This window comes from Halopseudomonas sp. MFKK-1 (assembly GCF_027474385.1).
Taxonomy (GTDB): Bacteria; Pseudomonadota; Gammaproteobacteria; order Pseudomonadales; family Pseudomonadaceae; genus Halopseudomonas; species Halopseudomonas aestusnigri.
This window is the reverse complement of sequence record NZ_CP114836.1, coordinates 3,259,930-3,279,650: the sequence shown is the minus strand read 5'-3', so window position 1 is coordinate 3,279,650 and position 19,721 is coordinate 3,259,930. Positions and strand designations below refer to the sequence as shown.

Sequence of the window (19,721 nt, the reverse complement as noted above, 5' to 3'; positions counted from 1 at the left end):
TCAGTGGGCGTCGCTGGTTTGGGGTTCGGCCTGCCAGAGGTCGGGGAGGCCGGGATCGGTTGCGTGGATCAGGCGCTTGAGAAGAATCTTCAGTGCCTGGGTATCGCCGGCACCGAGCTTCTCGGTGATGTCCTGTTCAACTGCCTTGGCAACAGCGACGTGCTCCAGAGAGACTTCCCGGCCGTCAGCAGTCAGCACGAAGCGCTGGTCTTCACCGTCCATCTCGATGGCGACATAACGCTGTTTTTCCAGAAACAGCATCATCGCCATGGTCACCTCTCGGCCGGTATAGGCAACGAAGTGATTGATCTGGTCCAGGGTCAGGCGGTCTTGAATGCTGAGGACCGACAAGACAAAGAACGCGTGTTCATCCAGTCGATGGTTCTGCAGCAGCGTGCGCAGGTAGGCCACCAGCTGGTAGTGGGCTCGTCCGGCGAGATAGCCCAGAAGGTCCTCTGTGTAGCTGCACTCGGGTGGGTGTGACTGGGCATTGGACAGCCGAACACCCTCGCGCGGCTTGCGGGCGGCCAGCGCGTACTGGCCTGACTGGAATGCCAGTGGTGGCAGCTCGCTCTTGTCAAAGCCGAGCACCTCGCCAACGAAAATCACGTGGTCGCCGCCCTCGTACATGAACGCTGTGCGGCACTGAAAGCGCGCGGTGCAGTTATGCAGTAGCGGAATGTCGTTGATGCCGCGATCGAGTTCGATGCCCGCGAACTTGTCCTCGCCGCGCGAGGCGAAGCGTCCCGACAGGGCTTCCTGCTCGACCGACAGCACGTGCACATTCCAGTGCTTGTTGCTGGAGAAGGCAGAGAGACTGAAGGCTGACTTTGCCAGGCTCCAGAGCACCAGCGGCGGGTTGAGCGAAACCGAGTTGAAGCTGTTGGCGGTGATGCCGATCGGTTCGCCTTCCGTGCCGCGAGTGGTGATGATGGTCACCCCGGTAGTAAAGGTGCTCAGGGCGTCACGGAACGCCTTTGGATTGAAACTGGCTGTAGCAGTCATGTGCTGCCTCACTGTTGCTGCGGAACGTGGCGAAAGTATTGAGTTGGCAGCATTTATGTTCATCGTCTCTATGGACTAACGCTGCGGCACCGGGAGGTCGTCCAAATGGACGACGTGACGGAGGTTCTGGTCGGCTAGCCTGACCGGCAAACACAAGAACAGCCCAGTAGGGCGAAGGAGTGATCCGTGCGCGCGTACCTGCAATCATTGCAACAATTGACCGAGCTGCTTGCCTTGCAGCGTCAGGCCACCGACCGTCAGGGGCGAGTGGGTGTTGATGTTCGGCAGCGGCGCATTCAGCAGGTAATTGATTTGCTGGTGGACGAGCATGAGGCGCTGGCTGCGGCAATGGATGAGGACTTTGGCGGTCGCCATCCCGGCTTCAGTCTGATGAATGACGTGCTGGGTGCGCTCGCCTCGCTCAAGCATGCGCGAGATCATCTGGAGCAATGGAGCGCCGATCAGCCTCGTCCTGTGTTCGCTCCCTATGACCAGTTGGGTGGTGAGGCATGGGTGCAGTATCAGCCCAAGGGCACTGTAGGCATTATCGGCACCTGGAATGCGCCGCTGTTCACCTTGCTCAGTCCGTTGGCCGGTGTGTTCGCAGCTGGCAATCGAGCTGTGCTCAAGCCCTCCGAAGTAGTGCCGCGCACGGCCGAGGTGCTCGCGCGCGCGATCGACGCGCGCTTTGATCCGCTGGAGCTGGCGGTCATCAATGGTGGCATTGAGGTTGGTCAGGGCTTTGCTTCCCAGCCGTTCAACCACCTGGTGTTTACCGGCAGCACGTCAGTCGGTCGCGACATCATGCGCCGGGCGGCTGAAAACCTGGTGCCGGTGACGCTGGAGCTGGGAGGCAAGTCGCCAGTGGTGATCGGGCGTTCTGCCGATATTGCCGACGCCGCGCGCCGGCTGGCCATCGCCAAAGGTACCAATAGTGGTCAGATCTGCATTTCGCCGGACCTGGTGTTTGTCCCGGTCGAGTGGCGTGATGCCTTCATCGATGCCTTCACCGGCACCTGGGCGGCACTGTATCCGTCGGTTGCCGGCAATCCTGATTGTGTTGCGGTGGTCAATGAGCGCCATTTGGCGCGGCTGGATGGCTGCCTGGCAGAAGTGCAGGAGATGGGGGTGCAGGTTGTGCGCTGCCCTGATGTTGCGGTAGCGCAGAATGAGCGTCGTCGGCCGCTGTCGATTGTGGTCAATCCGCCGCGTCTGAGCCGGATCATGCAGGAGGAAATATTTGGTCCGGCGCTGGTTTTGCTGACTTACAGCGAGCTGCCGCACGTGATCGATGAGATCAATCAGGGTGAGCGGCCGCTGGCGTTGTACTACTTCGGCAGCGATGAGCAGGAGCAGCGCCGGGTGCTGGATTACACCCTGTCCGGCGGGGTCACAATCAACGATGCCTTGATGCACGCCGCGATGGAGGATGCGCCCTTCGGTGGGGTAGGCGCCTCGGGTATGGGGCATTACCACGGAATGGAAGGCTTTGTTGAGTTCAGTCATGCCCGCACGGTGTTCAAGGCGCCTGCCTACGATCCCCGCGGCGAGTGGGGCATGCTCGCGCCGTACCATCCCGGCTTTACCGATGCGATGAAAGCGCAAATTACGCGCTGATATCTCCCTCAGTTGATCTGTTTACAGCCGCGGGGCGGGAACGTCGCGCGGTTTGTCTGTGCATGGAGAGCAAACATGTTATTCAGCTCGCGACGCGTTACCCTGGCCAGCCGCCTGTGGATTTGGGCCGGCCTTGCGCTGGTGTTGTTCGGGTCGGCGGTAGCCCTTGGCTGGTACGGCCTCAAGTTGGCGCGCGACAGCCTGCACACGGCTCACTACGAGCGTCTGGGGGCGATACGTCAGGCGACCGACATTGAGCGCCTGCTTGAGCGCAATCGCCGGCTGGTGATCACCGCCTTCCAGTATGACCCCGATGGTAATCTGGCAGTGCTGCACTCGCGGGCCCTGTCAGTGTTGCTGGACGAGATTCGGGCCAACACCTCCGAACTCGAGGAGCACAGGGCCGGGTTTGCCGAGCGCGAGCTGGATGAGCGTGATCTGCAACTGCTTGCCGCCTTTGATGAGCATTACGAGCTGTGGAGCGAGGACCTCGACGCCATGCTGTCCTCGCTGGCGCTGAACGATTTCAACATCGCCGGTATCCGGGTTTTTCTGCAGATGGGGGCCGAAGAAGGCCGACTGGCTGCCGAGGAGCTGGCCAATCTGCGGCAGTACCAGGAGGAAAAAACCGAGGCAGACTTTCACCGGGCCGAGCAGCGTTACCGCTACAGTGTGATGGCCTATCTGCTGCTGGCATTGATCGGGGTGCTGGCCGGTGGCCTGGTGGGTGGCCTGCTGATTCGTCGTTTGCGCCTGGGCCTGTCATCGGTAGCCGGGCATGCCCAGGCCATCGCCGAGGGTGATCTGAGTCGACCGGTGATCGCCTCTGGTAACGACGAGATTACCGATCTGATACACGAGTTCGCGCGCATGCGCGATAACCTCGGTCGCTTGCTGGGTGGCTTGCGCGATCAGGTGAGCATGCTTGGCCGCTCTTCTTCCGGAATGAGCGGTCTGTCCGATAGTTCATCGACACTCGCCCGTCAGCAGGCTGAGGCGGTCAGCAGTATGTCGGCTGCGGTCGAGCAGCTGTCGGTATCTATCGACGAGGTTCGCGGCCATGCCGAATCAACCCGGGACATCACGGAGCAGGCCGAGCACTCCAGTCGCTCCAGCGAACAGTTGATTAACCAGATGGCTACCGAGATGCGGGAAATCGCCAGCGTGGTTTCCTCTACGGCGGAGCACATGCAGGCGCTTGAGCGCTTCTCCGGTCAGATCGGCAGCGTAATCCAGGTGATCAACGAGGTGGCAGAGCAAACCAACCTGCTTTCGCTCAATGCTGCGATTGAGGCTGCGCGTGCCGGTGATATGGGGCGCGGATTCGCGGTGGTGGCAGGGGAGGTCCGGCAGCTTGCCGAGCGGACCTCGCAGTCGACTCTGGAAATCGCCGAAACGGTCAAGCAGATCCAGCATGGTACGCGCACCGCATCTGCCGGTATGCAGCAGACCGTGGTCCGAGTTGAAAGCGGTGTAAAGCTGGCCAGCGAAGCGACGGAGGCCATGGCGACCATTCGCCAGGGCACCGGTGAGGTAATCCAGGCGGTCAATCAGATCAGTCACATTCTTAACGGCCAGTCGACCGCGACCCGGGAAATCGCCCGTGAGGTCGAGGGGGTGTCGGTCGGTGTTCGACACATGTCCGGTACGGCTGCCGAAAGTGCAGCTGCTGCTGTCGAACTGGAACGCCTGGCCGGAGAGCTCGAGCTGATGGCAGGGCGCTTTCAGGTTGGCTGAACCTGGGCGCCTCGCTGCGCAAACGAGGGGTAATGAGTAGTCCACATTGACGATGAGTGTCCTGTTCGGCGTTCGGATAATCAGGACAACCCGCGCTGTTTGGCGGTACGAAAAAGTCTTTGGAGGACCAAGAGATGGTTGCCACTCGCGTAAAATCACAAAAAGAACTGGAGCTGCTGGAGGCTGCACGCAAGCTAGTCCCGGCGCTCAAGGCCCGTGCCGAGCAAGCTGATCGCGAAATGAAGGTGCCGGATGAAACCGTCGCTGACATGCAGGAAGCCGGCCTGTTCCAGGCTATGCAACCGAAGCGGTTTGGCGGGTATGAGCTGGATCCCCGCGCCTTCTTCGAAATCCAGATGACCCTGGCCGAAGGCTGCATGTCGACTGCCTGGATTTACGGTGTCATGGGCGTGCACCCCTGGCAGCTGGCACGTTATCCGCTGGAAGCGCAGGAAGAAGTGTGGGGTGATGATCACAAGACCCTGATCGGCTCGACCTATATGCCGGTAGCCAAAGTGACGCCGGTTGAGGGTGGGTATCGCATCAGCGGTCGCTGGGGCTTCTCCAGCGGCAGTGAGCACTGCAAGTGGACCCTGCTCGGCGGCATCATCCCGCCGGACGCCAATGGCGAGGGCAGCGAGCACGGTACTTTCCTGGTGCCACGCAGTGACTACCGCATCGAGCGCAACTGGGATGTTCTGGGCCTGCGCGGCACCGGCAGTCACGACATTGTTGTCGAAGATGCCTTTGTTCCGTTCCACCGCGTTCAGCGCACCAACAACACCAGTATGGAAGCGACGCCGGGCCGGCTGGTCAACACTAGCCCGCTTTACGCGATTCCGTTTGCCCAGGTGTTTACCCGCGCGGTCTCCAGCTCCTGTATGGGCGCGCTGCAGGGTGCAATCAACGCGTTCTGTGCCAATGCGGCGGCACACATTGGCAAGCACGGTGCGAAGACCGCCGAGGACCCGCTGGCCCAGGAAGTGGTGGCCGATGCCATTCTGACCCTGGACCAGCTCAAACTGGTGCTCGAACGCAACTTTGATCACCTCTGCGAGCTGGCCGAGCGCAACGAGTTTCCTGAGGTGGAAACCCGTTTGCTGTACCGCTACCAGTCTGCCCACGTGACCAATGTCTGCGCCGAAAAGGTCAATCAGCTGCTGCGCTGCATGGCGGCGTCCGGCCTGTACAACACCAATCCGGTTGCTCGTATCTTCCGCGATCTGCACCAGGCTCGTGGCCACATCTCCAACAACGTCGCCGCCTTCGGTCGCGCCTACGGAGCGGTTCAGCTCGGCCTGCCCAACCCTGATCCGTACGTTTGATCAGAACCGGCCGCCCGGGATGGGCGGCCGACCTTCCCAAAACTGTCGACGAGCAACGCTATGCATAACAACAATGAATACGACCTGATTGTGGTCGGCTCCGGTGCCGGCGCCATGACCGCAGCAATAACGGCCGCAGATCAGGGCCTGAGCGTACTGATGGTGGAAAAAACCGCGCAATATGGCGGCACCTCCGCCCTGTCCGGCGGTGGTATCTGGATTCCCAACAACCATTATTTCAAGGCCATTGGCGGCAACGATAGTGAGGAGCTGGCCTGGACCTACCTCAAGGCTGCTGTTGGCGACCGGGTAGATGAACGCCGCTTGCGAACCTACCTGTACAAGGCCCCGGAGATGATTGCCTGGCTCGAGGACAACACCCGAGTCCGCTACGCGGTGGCCGAAAAGTATCCCGATTATTACCAGCATATGCCGGGTTCACTGCCGGGCGGGCGCAGTCTCGACCCCGAGCTGTTCGACCTGAGTCAGCTGGGCGACGAACTCGACAATCTGCGCGAAGGCGCGCCGGGCAACATGTTGATGGGGCGTATTGCCTGGACCGCACGTGATGCGCACAAGGCCATGTCCAAGAGCCGTGGCTGGCGCCTGATGGTGCTGTGGATGATGTTGCGCTACAAGCTCGATTTTCGCTGGAGACGCAAGACCGGCAGCCGCCGTGACCGCCGCACCGCGCTGGGCAATGCGCTGGTGGCCAGCCTGCGTGCCTCCATGATGGATCGCAATATTCCGCTGTGGCTGAACACCAACTTTACCGATCTGGTGATCGAGGATGGCCGCGTTTGCGGCATTCAGGTCGAGCGAGCGGGTCGGGTAGAAGTGCTGCGTGCACGTCGTGGCGTGATTCTCGGCAGTGGCGGCTTTGAGCAAAACCAGGCGCTGCGTGACAAGTATCTGCCGCAGCCGACCAAGGCCGCCTGGAGCGCCACACCGGCTGGTGCGAACACCGGTGCGGCACTGGAAGCGGCGCAACGTATCGGTGCGGCCACCGATCTGATGGAGTGGGGCTGGTGGGCACCGAGCCTGCTGGTGCCGGGTGAAGACCGTGCCCGGGGTATTTTCGCTGAGCGCGCCTTCCCGGGGGCGATTGTGGTCAACGGCCTGGGTCAGCGTTTCGTCAATGAGGCGGCGCCGTATTTGGAGTTCGTTGATGCGATGTACCGCAACAATGAACAGACCGGCGGCAAATGCGTTCCGGCCTGGGCCATCTTCGACAGTCACTTCCGCTTCAACTACGCCATGGGCCCGCTGATGCCGGCCCAGATCATGCCGGACATGCGCCTGCGCAAGGAATGGCTGAACAACCTGTATTACAAGGCCGATACGCTTGACGCGCTGGCTGGCCAGATTGGTGTAGATGCCGCCGGTCTGAAGGCAACCGTGGAGAAGATGAACGGCTACGCGGCCACCGGCGATGATCTCGACTTTGCCCGTGGCGGGAACGTCTTTGATCGTTACTACGGCGACAGCAACGTCAGCCCGAATCCCTGCCTGGCGCCGATCGGCAAGGGTCCGTTCTATGCCATGCCGATGTACTCCGGCGATATCGGCACCAAGGGCGGCCTGCTGACCAACGAGCACGCTCAGGTCGTGCGTGAGGACGGTTCAACCATCGACGGGCTTTACGCGATCGGCAACACCTCCGCCTCGGTACTTGGAACCACCTATCCGGGTGCTGGCGGCACATTGGGGCCGGCCATGACCTTTGGTTACGTTGCAGCTCTGCATCTGGCAAGCGCAGTTCAACAGCGGGAGAAGGCAGCATGAGCGGACGTCTGCAGGGCAAGGTCGCCGTGGTAACCGGCGGCGCCAGCGGTATTGGTGAAGCCTGTGTTCGCCTGTTTGTTGCCGAAGGCGCAGAGGTGGTGCTGACTGATCTGAACGTCGAGCAGGGGCAGGCGCTTGCCTCCTCGCTCGGCGGCAAGGCCAGTTTTGTGCGTCAGGATGTCTCCGACCCCCAGAGCTGGGACGCCCTTGCGGCGCATCTGGCCGAGCGGGGGGCTGGCCTGGATGTGCTGGTCAATAACGCGGCGGTGTTGCTCAAGGCCAATATCGAGCAGGAGAGCCTCGAACAGTGGCACAGGCTGCTGCGCATCAACGCCGACAGTGTCTTCCTGGGTACCCAGATGGCGGTGCGCCTGATGAAAGACAGTGGCGGCGGTTCGATCGTCAACATCTCTTCATTGGCAGCGCTGCTGGGGCTGGAAGACTACGTTGCCTACAGCGCCAGCAAGGGTGCGGTGGCCGCCCTTAGCCGCGCCGTGGCAGTGCATTGCCGCAAACACAAGTATCGGATCCGCTGCAACTCGGTGCACCCCGACGGGGTGATGACACCCATGACCCTGGGCGGCTATCCGAAGGGCATGGATCCGTCTGCGTTCACCATTGATGCCGACCCGATGAATCGCATGTGCCTGCCGAGCGACGTTGCCAATGCCGTGCTGTATCTGGCCAGCGACGAGTCGCGGGCAATCAATGGCATCGAAATGCGTGTGGATAGCGGACAAGCCGTGATGGGTATTTGAGATGAGCATGAATTACATAGCGCTTGAGGTTGCGGAGGTCATTCAGGAAACGCACGACAGTTGCTCTTTCGAGTTCAGCGTTCCGCAGGAGCAGTCAGAGCGCTTCAGATATCGTCCGGGGCAGTTTCTGACCCTGCGTATCCCTTACCAGGACGACTGGTTGCCGCGCTGCTACTCCCTGTCCAGCTCACCCTTTGCCAGCGAGAACCTGCGGGTCACGGTCAAGCGTGTGGCAGATGGGCGAGGGTCCAACTGGCTGTGCGATCAGATCAGGCCGGGCGACCGGATCGAGGTATTGCCGCCGGCTGGCGTATTTGTGCCGCGTCAGCTCGATGGTGACTTCCTGCTGCTGGCTGGCGGTAGCGGAGTGACGCCGGTTCTGTCGATCCTGCGTTCGGTGCTTAGCCAGGCAACCGGCCGTGTTCGCTTGATCTACGCGAACCGTGACGAGGCGTCTGTGATCTTCCGTGATCTGTTGCAGCAACTGGTAGCGGCGTATCCGGAGCGTCTGCAGGTAGTGCATTGGCTTGCCAGTGTTCAGGGGCACCCGAATGTACCGCAGCTGGCGCACCTGGCAGCCGGATTTGAGCACGCCGAAGCCTTTATCTGCGGTCCGGAGCCATTCATGGATGCGGGCGTGGCTGCGCTCAAGCAGGCCGGTCTTGCGCCGGCGGCGATTCATGTTGAGCGCTTTGTCTCGCTGCCCAGTGAGAGTGAGCAGCCGCAGGGCGGTGTGGTTGAGCACGAAGGTGCCTTGGCGACAACACTCACCGTTGAACTGGATGGCGAGGTGCGCGAGATCGACTGCCAGCCCGGTGAGTTGCTGCTCTCGGCCATGCAGCGTGAGGGCATGGAGCCGCCTCACTCCTGTCTGGTTGGGTCCTGCGCTTCGTGCATGTGCACGCTGGTATCCGGTGAGGTAGATCTGCTGCACAACGATGCGCTGGACGAGCAGGAACTGAGCGAGGGCTGGACCCTGGCCTGTCAGGCTGTGGCCACCAGCGACAAGGTGCATTTGCGTTTTCCCGATTGATCCAACAAGAGATTTCCCCGATGTCTTCAGTGTTTCCCTCGCCGGCTGATTTGCCGGCGTCGATTCCGGCGCTGGTTCTGCGCGCTGCGCAGCTTCATGGTGATGCCATTGCCCTGGAGGATGGGGCGCAGCGTATCGCTTATGCAGAGTTGCCCGAGCGTATGCTCGAGGTTTCCCGGGCGCTGATTGCCGCGGGAATTGGCCATGGCGACCGGGTAGCGATCTGGGCTCCGAACAGTATCGAGTGGGTGTTGCTGGCCCTCGGCTTGCAAGCAGCCGGGGCAGTGATGGTGCCACTCAATACCCGCATGAAAGGCAGTGAGGCGGCGGATATTCTGGACCGCAGTGGTACCCGGTTGCTGTTTGCGCAGGGTCAGTTCCTGGGTAACGATTACCCGGCGATGCTGGCACCGGTGCGGCCCGCCGGGCTGGAGCAGGTGGTAGTGATTGGCGAGTCCGCTGCGGCGGAGCAGGCGTTGTCGGCCTTTCTGGCCGGAGGGCAGGCTGTCTCTGCGCAGCAGGCTCTGGAACGTGCGCAGTCGGTTGGTCCTGATGATCTGTCGGATCTGCTGTTTACGTCCGGCACCACAGGCAAGCCCAAGGGCGTGATGTATGCGCATGGGCAAAGTCTGCGCGCATTCAACGAGTATGTGAGGATCATTGGGCTGGTACCCGGTGACCGTTACTTGATTGTCAATCCGTTCTTCCATTCGTTTGGCTACAAGGCCGGCTGGCTGACCTGCCTGCTCGGTGGTGCTACCATCCTGCCCCAGGCAATGTTCGACGCTGACGATGTGTTTCGTCGGGTGGAGCAGGACAAGGTCACGATTTTGCCAGGCCCACCAACCCTGTATCTGTCGATGCTGGATCATCCCCGTCGGGGCGCTACTGACCTGTCCAGTCTGCGTGTTGCGGTTACCGGAGCCTCGACCATCCCGCCGGTGTTGATCAAGCGCATGCGCGAAGAGCTCGGCTTCACCGTTGTTACCACCGCCTATGGCCTCACCGAATGCGGCGGTCTTGCCACCATCTGTGACCCGCAGGACTCGGCGCAGACCATTGCCGGCACCAGTGGCAAGCCGATTCCCGGCACGGAGCTGGGCATACTCGATGCCGAGGGGAATGCGCTGAGTCAGGGGGAGCAGGGCGAAATTTGCCTGCGCGGCTTTCACGTCATGCAGGGGTACTTCAACAACGATCAGGCTACCGCCGAAGCGCTTGACGCGCAGGGCTGGTTGCACACTGGCGATGTAGGCAGCCTGGATGCCGAAGGCAATCTGCGCATTACCGGGCGTCTCAAGGACATGTTCATCGTCGGCGGCTTCAACTGCTACCCGGCAGAGATCGAGGCGGCGCTGAGTGAGCATCCGTCCATTGCCCAGGTTGCGGTGCTGGGCGTGCCGGATGAGCGTATGGGCGAAGTGGGCTGTGCCTGCGTGGTGCTGCGCCAGGGCGAGCAGGTGAGCGATACCGATCTTATCAGCTGGTCCCGCGAGCGCATGGCCAACTACAAGGTTCCGCGCCGTATTGCCTTCTACCGGGAGCTGCCAACCAATGCCTCCAACAAAGTCGACAAGTTATTGCTGGCCCGTCAACTGGCCGGTTGATGAGGCTCTTCGCGCTGCCACATGCCCCGTGTGGCAGCGATTTTTTCCTTATTCGCACGGATTACTCCGTTTGAGGTAAGTGTTTTTTTGCCTCGCTTCCGATACTTCTCCGGCGTCCTGCTTTCGGGATGACATGGATAAACATCAGGAGCGAACAGTGAATAACAACAATCGCAACAATGGCTGCCACGGCGCTGTGCTCAAGCCGCTGGTGCTGGCGCTGGCGGCCGGGCTGACGCCTGCCGCTGCCATGGCCCTGCCCACCTTGAACCTTGATAACGGGCTGACCATTGAATCGCAGGTAACCGCCAACTACACCTACTCGCTGCGTACCCGCAGCCCTGACAGCCACTACCTGGCCAATCCAAACAACGATGACGCGACCCGAAACTTCAAGCGTCATGCCCCGGTCAACAACCGCGTCAGCCTGTTTGGCGAAGTGATGCTGCAGAAGGACAACGTTGGCGCGATCCTGCGCGGCAGTCACTTCTATGACTTCGTCTACAAGAACGACAACGACAACAACTCCGCCGCGACCGTCAACCGTGTTGTGGGTACACCTGGTGATGAGTCCCGCTTTACCGCGACCACCCGCCGCGACAGCGGCAGCCGCTTCCAGTTGCTCGATGCCTACGTGTACGGCAACTTCCCGATTGGCGAAAGCCAGTATCTGTCACTCAACGCCGGCCGCCACCTGGTTGCCTGGGGCGAGAGCCTGTTCTGGCCGAACATCAGCCAGGGCCAGGCACCCGTTGATGCCACCAAGTTCAACGTGCCGGGCACCGAGGCCAAGGATGCCTATCTGCCGGTCAATCAGCTGTCGTTCACCTGGACACTGAATGAGCATCTGTCTCTCGCTGGTTTCTACCAGCTGGAATGGGAAAAGACCCGCCTGAACCCGGTCGGCGACTTCTTCGGTGGCGACTTCTTCGGCCCGGGTTCGCAGTTCTACCGCTTCGCGCCCGGCACAGTCGCGGCCTTGCCTGATGCAACCTTTACCGTAGCCAACAGCATTGAGGCAGATGATCCGCGTGACTCCGGCCAATGGGGTCTGGGCGTACGCTGGAACATCGACTTCAACACCGAGGTCGGTCTCTATCATTACCGCTACCATGATCGGGTCGCGGCCATGTTCTTTGACGCCAGCGGCGCTACCCGGTATTCGTCGCTGGACAGCATCAATGCCGTCGGCTACGGCCCGGGCGTCCCGGCGCTGAAATTCGGCTATTTCGAAGACATCAAGCTGACCGGTGTGAGCCTGACCTCCAAGATCGGTGACGTGCAGGTGGGGTCGGACATCAGCTTGCGCGATGGTGCGCCGGTTTATCTCAGCAACGGTGCGCCGACACCTGGCGAGCTGCTGATGGCCAGCGCCAACTTCGTCTACATCCTCGGTCCGAGTGCGATTGCCAGCCAGACCACGCTGATGGGTGAAGTGGTGCATGAGCGCATTCAGGACGTTGACACCCTCACCGTGACCGGTGGTTTCCCGGGTGAGGACGGCCAGTTCGACGACTTCGTCTACGACGGCCAGACCCGCGCTGGCACCCTGATCGGTCTCGGTGCGTATCTGGATTATCCCAGCATCTTCAACGGCTGGGATCTGACCACCAATGCGATTTTGCAGCAAAGCGTTGACGGCAGCGGTCGCCAGGGCCTGGGCCGTGACGAGCAGCGCCTGACCCTGGGTGCCACCTTCAGCTACCTCGGCAACTTCGAGCTGGGCGCGACCTGGGTGAACTACCTGTCGACCCCGGATATCGCCAAGGGCCGCACCATGGCCGACCGCGACTACCTCTCGTTCAACGCCAAATACACCTTCTGATGGAGTTTCCCATGCGTATGATCAAACCCTTGTGCATTGCGACTCTGCTGGTTCAGGCAGGGCTGGTGCACGCTGCTGCAACCCCCGAGGAAATTGCCAAGCTGGGCAACGAACTGACCTGCGTCGGCGCGGAGAAGGCAGCCAATGCCGACGGCAGCATCACCGAATGGACCGGCAAGTGGCTGGGTACCCCGCCACACGTCAATTTTGAGGGCACAGGCAAGCATCCGATTGATCCGTACCCGGAAGACAAGCCGCTGTTCGTGATCACCGCGGCGAATATGGCCGAGTATGCCGATCGCCTGTCGGCCGGTCAGAAGGCCCTGTTTGAAGCCTACCCGGACACCTTCCAGATGCCGGTCTACCAGACCCGTCGCGACTTTCGCTTTGCTGACAGCGTCTGCCAGGCAACCCTGGAGAACGCCCGTTCTGCACAGCTCGTGAACGACGGTGAGGGCGTGCAGGCCACCACTGGCGGTATCCTGTTCCCGTTCCCGAAAACCGGTCTGGAGCTGATGTGGACCTCGTCCTTCTTCACCTTCCGTCCGTTTACCGAGGAGCTGGTCTCCGACAACGCCTATGTGCTGTCCAACGGCAACATCAACTGGGGGCAGGTACGCTCGCGCAACTACGCCCCGAACCTGAAACCGGGTGTGCTCGGCAAGACCGAAGGTCCGTCGGCCTACTATCTGAACGAAACCCTGCTGCCGCAGCGTGATCGGGGTGAAATCAACACCGGTGTGGAATACTACAACCACGCTACCGAACCGCGTCAAAGCTGGCGTTATGATCCGGGCACCCGTCGTGTCCGTCAGTCGCCCGAATACGGGTATGACATGCAGTTCCCGGGCAGTGGCGGTTCGATCACCGTGGATGAGGTGCGGATCTTCAACGGCTCCGGTCAGCGCTACAACTGGAAGATCGTGGGCAAGCAGGAGATGTACGTTCCGGCCAACGCCTACCGCATTCACTCCAACGATGTGACCTACGACGAGCTGCTGCCGCCGAACCATGCCAACCCCGAGTTCATGCGTTACGAACTGCGCCGGGTCTGGGTGCTCGAGGCCAACCTGAAGGACAGCTACCGTCACCTGTACCCGACCCGTCACATGTACGTGGATGAGGACAGCTGGCTGATGGTCATGGCCGACAACTACGATGCACGTGGCGGCCTGTGGCGTACCTCGATGATCAACTACTTCTACGCCTATGAAGCCAATACCTGGCAGGCGGGAGTAGGTCTGTACCACGATCTGCAGGCCAAGAGCTATCTGGCCTTCAACCTGGTCAACGAGCAGCCCAACGGCTATACCCTCAACACGGGTAACCTGAGTGAGCGTGACTTTGGTCCGGAGGCTGCCCGCCGCTCGGGTCGCTGATTTCAGGCCATAACAAAACCCCGCCTGTCGCAAGACAGGCGGGGTTTTTTATTGGTTCATTGTGGCATGTCGGAGTGGCTGGCGAACGTTCCGTGCCGGGCCAGCGCATTGGTCTCACTCGATTCGAGAAAGGCCGGAATTGGCCGGGTCGCCTGGGGTGATCGCGAGTGACCAGCGCGCCGGTCAGTTGCCCTGGAAGTCGGGGCGACGTTTTTCCAGAAATGCCTGCATGCCTTCTTTCTGGTCGCGGGAGGCGAACAGCAGGGCATTGGCCTTGCGCTCCATGACCAGTGCCGCATCCAGCGAGGCGTCCATGCCGGCCAGAATGACCTCCTTGATCTGCTCTGCCGCCAGCGGCGGCATGCCGGCGATCAGTTTCGCCTGCTCCAGAGCGGTCGCAGCAACCTGATCGTCGTCAACCAGCTCGCTCACCAGCCCGGCCAGGTGGGCCTCCTCGGCACTGATTGGCCGGCCGGTCAGCGCCATTTGCATTGCCTTTGCCTTGCCTACGGCGCGCACCAGCCGCTGGGTTCCGCCAATGCCGGGCATGATGCCAATGCGGATTTCCGGTTGGCTGAAGCGTGCGCTGCGACCGGCAATGATGATGTCGGCGTGCATGGCCAGTTCGCAACCGCCGCCATAGGCGTAGCCGCAAACCGCGGCAATTATCGGCTTTGGGCAGTGCTGGATCGGTGCCCATACCCGCTCGGTATGCCGGCAAAGGATATCAATGGCACCGACATCGGCCATGCTCGAAATATCACCGCCGGCAGCGAACACCCGTTCGCCGCCGGTGAGGATGACACAGCGCGTTTGCGGGTCTGTCGCAACCTCGGTGAAGGCTCTGGAAAGCGCGGCTTGCAGCTCCAGGCTGAGCGCGTTGGTGACCGCCGGGCGGTTAAGCGTAAGGCGGGTAACAAAGGGGGCAGGTCGGTCAATCAACAGCACCGACTTAGCGCAATCGGTCATCGGAAGACTCCGGGCGGAGGGGGACATTGTGGCCGATTGTCTTCAGCTGCGGGTGGTAGCTCATCGTCCATTCAGACGAATCGCCGATGCCTGAGCGCCCATACAGTGACTTCATGAAACAAGCAGAGGAACCGTTCATGCAGTCAGTTAGTGCCTCCCTGGATTACACCGGCAAAGTTGTCGTCATCACCGGGGGAACGCGCGGTATCGGTGCGGGAATTGCCTGTGCGTTCCTGTCGGCCGGAGCGAATGTTGTGGTCTGCGGGCGCAGCGAGCCCGAGCAGCTGCCGTCAGTCGATGGTCGCAGTGCACGTTTTCTGAGTCTGGACGTACGTGACCCCGAGGCAACCGAGCAGGCTCTGGGCGCTGTCCATGAACATTACGGCCGCCTTGATGTGCTGATCAACAACGCCGGCGGCAGCCCCAATGCCGACGCCGCGACTGCCTCTCCGCGCTTCAGCGAAAGCATCATCAGACTCAATCTGCTGGCGCCGTTGAACCTGGCCCAGCAGGCCAACGCCATTATGCAGCAGCAGGCTGCTGGCGGGGTGATCGTGTTCATCGGCTCGGTTGCTGCCAGCCGGCCGTCGCCCGGAACAGCTGCCTATGGCGCGGCCAAGGCCGGGGTCGTTTCACTGGCCAGTTCGCTGGCGGTTGAATGGGCGCCGAAGGTCCGGGTTCTGAGTGTCAGCCCCGGTCTGATTCGTACCGAGCAGTCTCATCTGCATTACGGCGATGAAGAGGGTATTGCCGCGGTTGGCCGGACCATTCCGGCCGGACGCATGGGTGAGCCCGAGGATATCGCCAATGCCTGTCTGTATGCCGCCTCACCGATGGCGGCCTATTTCAGTGGTACCAACCTGCTGTTGCACGGCGGTGGAGAAGCACCGGCCTTTCTGGCCGCGTCCACTGCCGGCAAGGCGTGACCTAACGCGACCACGCCTTTGAGGCGTGTCTTGGAAAACAATCAGGAGAAGAACTTGGCTGATCAAGCACTCATCGACGAGGTTCAGGCCATGGTCGGACGCGAGTACGGTCGTGTCTATGCCTGGGACCGGGTTAACGCGCCGATGATTCGCCATTGGTGCGAAATCATGGGCATCGACAACCCCCTTTACACCAATCCGGAGTTTGCCCGGCAGCAGGGGTACGCTGACGTGGTGGCGCCACCGGGCATGCTGCAGGTGTGGGGCATGGGCGGTCTGGACCAGGAGAACTTCCCGGAGGGCTCCAGCACCGAAAACAACTTTGAGGTGCTCAAGGTCATTGAGCCCCACGGCTATCCGGCCGTGGTAGCGGTCAACTCCGACCTGTATTTCGACCGTCAGATCGTTGCCGGCGAGCGTCTTTACTTCACCAGCCGGCTCGACAGCGTATCCGAAGAAAAAACCACCCCGCTGGGAACCGGATTTTTCGTTACCGTGCTGATGACCTATTTCTCCCAGCAGGATGCTGGCGACGAGGAAGTCGGCCGCCAGCTGTTCAGGGTCTTCAAGTTCAAGCCGGCCCAGCGCCCACAGGAAAAACCGGCCGCCAAGCCGGCAGAGGCCAAGGCCATGAAGCGGCCGCTGCCCGGCGTCAGTGACGATACCCGATTCTTCTGGGAGGGCTGCGAAGCCGGCAAGTTGCTGATTCAGCGCTGCACCGATTGCCAGACCCTGCGTCATCCTCCGGCGCCGGTATGCATCAAGTGTCACAGCTTTGACTGGGACAGCATTGAGGCGTCGGGCAAGGGGCAGCTGTATTCCTTTGTGGTGATGCATTACCCGGAAGTACCGCCGTTTGACTACCCGAACCCGATAGGCCTGATCGAGCTGGACGAAGGCGTACGTCTGATCGCCGGCCTGGTTGGCGCCGATCCGGCAACGCTGGAGATTGGCCAGCGGGTGCAGGTTGAATTCCACCGCTTTGACGATCAACAGACCCTGCCGCAATTTCGCGTTGTTGCGGCCTGAGGAGGCGAGCATGGATTTTTCGTTGAGTGAAGATCAGCGTGCCATTGCCGAGATGGCAGGCAGCGTTTTCAGCGATTACTGCACAGACGAGCGCATGCGTGCGTTTGATCTCGAGGGCCAGCCGTTCATGGCCGAGCTGTGGCAAACCTGTATCGAGACCGGGCTGCATGCGCTGGCTATTCCGGAGGCGTTTGGCGGCTCGGGTATGGGCATGACCGACCTGCATTGTGTTCTGCGCGCTCAGGGCACGGCCCTGGGGCATGTGCCGCTGTGGCAGCACCAGCTGGCTGCTGCCTGCCTTGCCCGGTTCGCCGCAGACAGTCATGGCGACCTGATTGCCTCGGCCGCCCGGGGCGAGCAGCTGCTCAGCCTGTCTCTGAATGGCCTGTCGAACAGCCACGGGATTGGCCTGCAGCTCGATCAGCACGACGACTATCTGCTGCTCAATGGCAGCGTTGGCGCGGTCGATCTGGCAGCCCAGGCGGGTGCCGTGCTGGTTCTGGCACAGGGCGACGACGGCGTGCATCTGGTACTGCTTGACCCGCTGGCAGAAGGGGTCGAGCTGGTTTCTGCGACCTGGAACCACGGCCTCGGCGCCGCCGATGTGCACTGTCATGGCGTGTGCATCAAGGCCGATCAGGTCCTGCCGGCGCAGGCAGTCGGCTGGCTTGAGCAACGCGCGGTCGCGGCGGCTGCCTCGCTGCAGCTGGGTGTCAGTGAAGAACAGCTGCGTCGCACGGTCGCTTATGTCAGCGAACGTGTGCAGTTCGATCGTCCGATCGGCTCGTTCCAGGCGGTCCAGATGGGCATGGCCGATGCTCATATCGCCCTGGAGGCGCTGCGCAGCGCTCTTTACCAGCTCTGCTATCGCCTTGACAGCGCGTTGGCCAGTGAGGCCGAGGCCCTGTCGGTTCGCTACCTGAGCACCGAGGCTGCCCATCTGGTCGGTCATCGGGCCCAGCACGTCCACGGCGGTATCGGCGTCGATCTGACGTACCCGATTCACCGCTTCCTCTACTGGAGCCGTTATCTGAGCCTGGTGCTCGGCGGCTCGGCAGCCACTCTTGAGCGCCTTGGCGACTGGCTGGCCAACAATGACACGCTTGGATGGAAATATGACCTCGATGAAAACCAGAGCATTTGCTGAAACCCAGGTGGGCGAACACCTTCCCGAACTGGTGATTCCGGTCACCGTTACGCTGATCAATGGTGGCGCCATTGCCACCCGTGACTACTTTCCGGGCCACCACGATGTTGCGGCCGCCCGTGAACTGGGGTCACCACACATTTTCATGAATATTCTCACCACGACCGCACTGGCGCAGCGCTTTGTAGAACAGTGGAGCGGCCCGCTGGCGGTGTTCCGTGATATCCAGCTGAAACTGGGCGCGCCGAACTACCCGGGCGACACCATGACCTTCACCGGTGAAGTGGTCGAGCGCGATGAGGCCAGCCGGACACTGGTGGTCGCGCTGAAGGGTAAAAATTCCATGGGCAACCACGCGACCGGCAAGGTCACCGTGGTTCTGCCTGCGTAAGGAGAAGCAAGATGACTGATGCACTTGGCGGTAAGGCCGCTATTGTTGGCCTCGGTGCGACCGAGTTTTCCAAGAACTCCGGACGTACCGAATTGCGCCTGGCCATGGAGGCGACCCTGACGGCGCTTGCTGACGCCGGGATCGACCCTTCGGAAGTGGATGGCTTCAGCTCCTACTCGGTCGACAAGGTACCGGAGTACGAGATCGCCCGTCTGCTCGGCTGCAAGGAAGTCAAATTTTTCTCGCAGGTGCCGCACGGTGGCGGGGCGGCCTGTGGTCCGGTCATGCACGCGGCCATGGCGGTTGCCAGTGGTGTGGCCAAGACCGTAGTGGTCTATCGGGCGATGAACGAGCGTTCCTGGTATCGCTTCGGTACCGGCAGTTACGGGTTTGGCGCGACACCGATTTTCGATAACGTCAATTACGGCTGGTACATGCCGCACGGCTTTCATACCCCTGCGGCTTGGGTCGGCATGTTTGCCCGTCGCTACATGCACGCCTTTGGCGCGACCTCGGAAGACTTCGGTCGGGTCGCGGTTGCCGCCCGCGATTTTGCGGCAACCAACCCCGCGGCGTTCTTTTATGAGAAGCCGATCACCCTTGAGGAGCACCAGCAATCGCGCTGGATCTGCGAGCCGCTGCACCTGCTGGACTGCTGCCAGGAATCCGATGGTGCGGTGGCGATGGTCATCACCTCTGTTGAGCGCGCCCGCGATCTGCAGCAGAAGCCGGTGATCATCAAGGGCGCCTCGCAGGGGATCGCCGACGGTCAGCAGAGCATGACCTCGTTCTATCGCGAGGACATCACCGGTTTGCCGGAAATGGATGTGGTCGCCCGCGAGATCTATCGTCAGGCCGGCATCGGCCCGGATGCGATTCAGACAGCGGTTATTTATGACCACTTCACGCCGTTTGTACTGCCGCAACTGGAGTCGTTCGGCTTCGCTGATCGTGGTGAAGCCAAGGAGTTCATTCGTGCCGGCCATCACGCCCGTGGCGGTCGCCTGCCGATCAATACCCACGGCGGTCAACTTGGTGAAGCCTACATCCACGGTATGAACGGTATTGCCGAGGGTGTTCGCCAGGTACGTGGCAGTTCGGTAAACCAGGTGGATAACGTCGAGAACGTGCTGGTAACAGCCGGTACCGGCGTGCCAACCAGTGGCCTGATTCTGGGTGTAGCCTGAG

At 61.3% G+C, this 19,721-nt stretch carries 16 protein-coding genes; 14 read left to right on the top strand and 2 right to left on the bottom strand.

Features of this window, described 5'->3' with window-relative positions; genetic code table 11:
* Nucleotides 1–1,005, bottom strand: coding sequence for a flavin reductase (locus O5O48_RS15180; protein WP_269687483.1), 1,005 nt, complete (start codon nt 1,003–1,005; stop codon nt 1–3).
* 186 nt (nt 1,006–1,191) lie between these two features.
* On the opposite strand from O5O48_RS15180, the gene O5O48_RS15175 reads away from it, so the two are divergent.
* The 9 genes from O5O48_RS15175 (at nt 1,192) to O5O48_RS15135 (ending at nt 14,071) form a co-directional block, all read left to right on the top strand.
* A complete protein-coding gene (locus tag O5O48_RS15175) occupies nt 1,192–2,622 on the top strand; it encodes a coniferyl aldehyde dehydrogenase (RefSeq protein WP_269687482.1) in 1,431 nt (476 codons plus the stop codon).
* 75 nt (nt 2,623–2,697) lie between these two features.
* Nucleotides 2,698–4,359, top strand: a complete 1,662-nt coding sequence (locus O5O48_RS15170; RefSeq protein WP_269687481.1) for a methyl-accepting chemotaxis protein — start codon at nt 2,698–2,700, stop codon at nt 4,357–4,359.
* A gap of 134 nt (nt 4,360–4,493) precedes the next feature.
* Nucleotides 4,494–5,684 carry an acyl-CoA dehydrogenase family protein gene (locus O5O48_RS15165; protein WP_269687480.1) on the top strand — a complete coding sequence of 397 codons (1,191 nt, stop codon included), beginning with the start codon at nt 4,494–4,496 and terminating at the stop codon, nt 5,682–5,684.
* Nucleotides 5,685–5,744: 60 nt separating this feature from the next.
* Nucleotides 5,745–7,469, top strand: coding sequence for an FAD-binding protein (locus O5O48_RS15160; RefSeq protein ID WP_269687479.1), 1,725 nt, complete (start codon nt 5,745–5,747; stop codon nt 7,467–7,469).
* Complete coding sequence (locus O5O48_RS15155) at nt 7,466–8,227, top strand: SDR family oxidoreductase (protein WP_269687478.1); 762 nt, start codon at nt 7,466–7,468, stop codon at nt 8,225–8,227. Before O5O48_RS15160 ends, O5O48_RS15155 begins: the two co-directional genes overlap by 4 nt.
* A gap of 1 nt (nt 8,228) precedes the next feature.
* Nucleotides 8,229–9,260 carry a ferredoxin--NADP reductase gene (locus O5O48_RS15150; RefSeq protein WP_269687477.1) on the top strand — a complete coding sequence of 344 codons (1,032 nt, stop codon included), beginning with the start codon at nt 8,229–8,231 and terminating at the stop codon, nt 9,258–9,260.
* A gap of 20 nt (nt 9,261–9,280) precedes the next feature.
* Nucleotides 9,281–10,867, top strand: coding sequence for a FadD3 family acyl-CoA ligase (locus tag O5O48_RS15145; RefSeq protein WP_269687476.1), 1,587 nt, complete (start codon nt 9,281–9,283; stop codon nt 10,865–10,867).
* Between the two features lie 157 nt (nt 10,868–11,024).
* A complete protein-coding gene (locus tag O5O48_RS15140; RefSeq protein ID WP_269687475.1) occupies nt 11,025–12,692 on the top strand; it encodes a DUF1302 domain-containing protein in 1,668 nt (555 codons plus the stop codon).
* Nucleotides 12,693–12,703: 11 nt separating this feature from the next.
* The gene (locus O5O48_RS15135) at nt 12,704–14,071 is read left to right on the top strand and encodes a DUF1329 domain-containing protein (RefSeq protein ID WP_235005746.1); all 1,368 of its coding nucleotides are present in this window, start codon (nt 12,704–12,706) and stop codon (nt 14,069–14,071) included.
* Nucleotides 14,072–14,254: 183 nt separating this feature from the next.
* Here the strand turns inward: O5O48_RS15135 and O5O48_RS15130 are convergent, their stop codons facing one another.
* Nucleotides 14,255–15,040 (bottom strand): enoyl-CoA hydratase, encoded by a 786-nt coding sequence (locus O5O48_RS15130; protein ID WP_088275040.1) that lies wholly within the window; start codon nt 15,038–15,040, stop codon nt 14,255–14,257.
* A 137-nt stretch (nt 15,041–15,177) separates the two neighbouring features.
* On the opposite strand from O5O48_RS15130, the gene O5O48_RS15125 reads away from it, so the two are divergent.
* From O5O48_RS15125 to O5O48_RS15105, 5 genes are read left to right on the top strand one after another with little or no spacing between them, the layout of a single operon-like run.
* Complete coding sequence (locus tag O5O48_RS15125) at nt 15,178–15,966, top strand: SDR family oxidoreductase (RefSeq protein WP_088275038.1); 789 nt, start codon at nt 15,178–15,180, stop codon at nt 15,964–15,966.
* Between the two features lie 54 nt (nt 15,967–16,020).
* Nucleotides 16,021–16,995 carry a bifunctional MaoC family dehydratase N-terminal/OB-fold nucleic acid binding domain-containing protein gene (locus O5O48_RS15120; protein WP_269687474.1) on the top strand — a complete coding sequence of 325 codons (975 nt, stop codon included), beginning with the start codon at nt 16,021–16,023 and terminating at the stop codon, nt 16,993–16,995.
* A 10-nt stretch (nt 16,996–17,005) separates the two neighbouring features.
* Nucleotides 17,006–18,142 (top strand): acyl-CoA dehydrogenase family protein, encoded by a 1,137-nt coding sequence (locus O5O48_RS15115; protein ID WP_269687473.1) that lies wholly within the window; start codon nt 17,006–17,008, stop codon nt 18,140–18,142.
* Nucleotides 18,111–18,533: a MaoC family dehydratase gene (locus O5O48_RS15110; protein WP_088275034.1), complete on the top strand. Its 423-nt coding sequence runs from the start codon at nt 18,111–18,113 to the stop codon at nt 18,531–18,533. The genes O5O48_RS15115 and O5O48_RS15110 overlap by 32 nt, the downstream gene beginning before the upstream one ends.
* 11 nt (nt 18,534–18,544) lie before the next feature.
* Nucleotides 18,545–19,720, top strand: a complete 1,176-nt coding sequence (locus O5O48_RS15105; protein ID WP_088275032.1) for a lipid-transfer protein — start codon at nt 18,545–18,547, stop codon at nt 19,718–19,720.
* Nucleotide 19,721 lies beyond the last annotated feature (1 nt).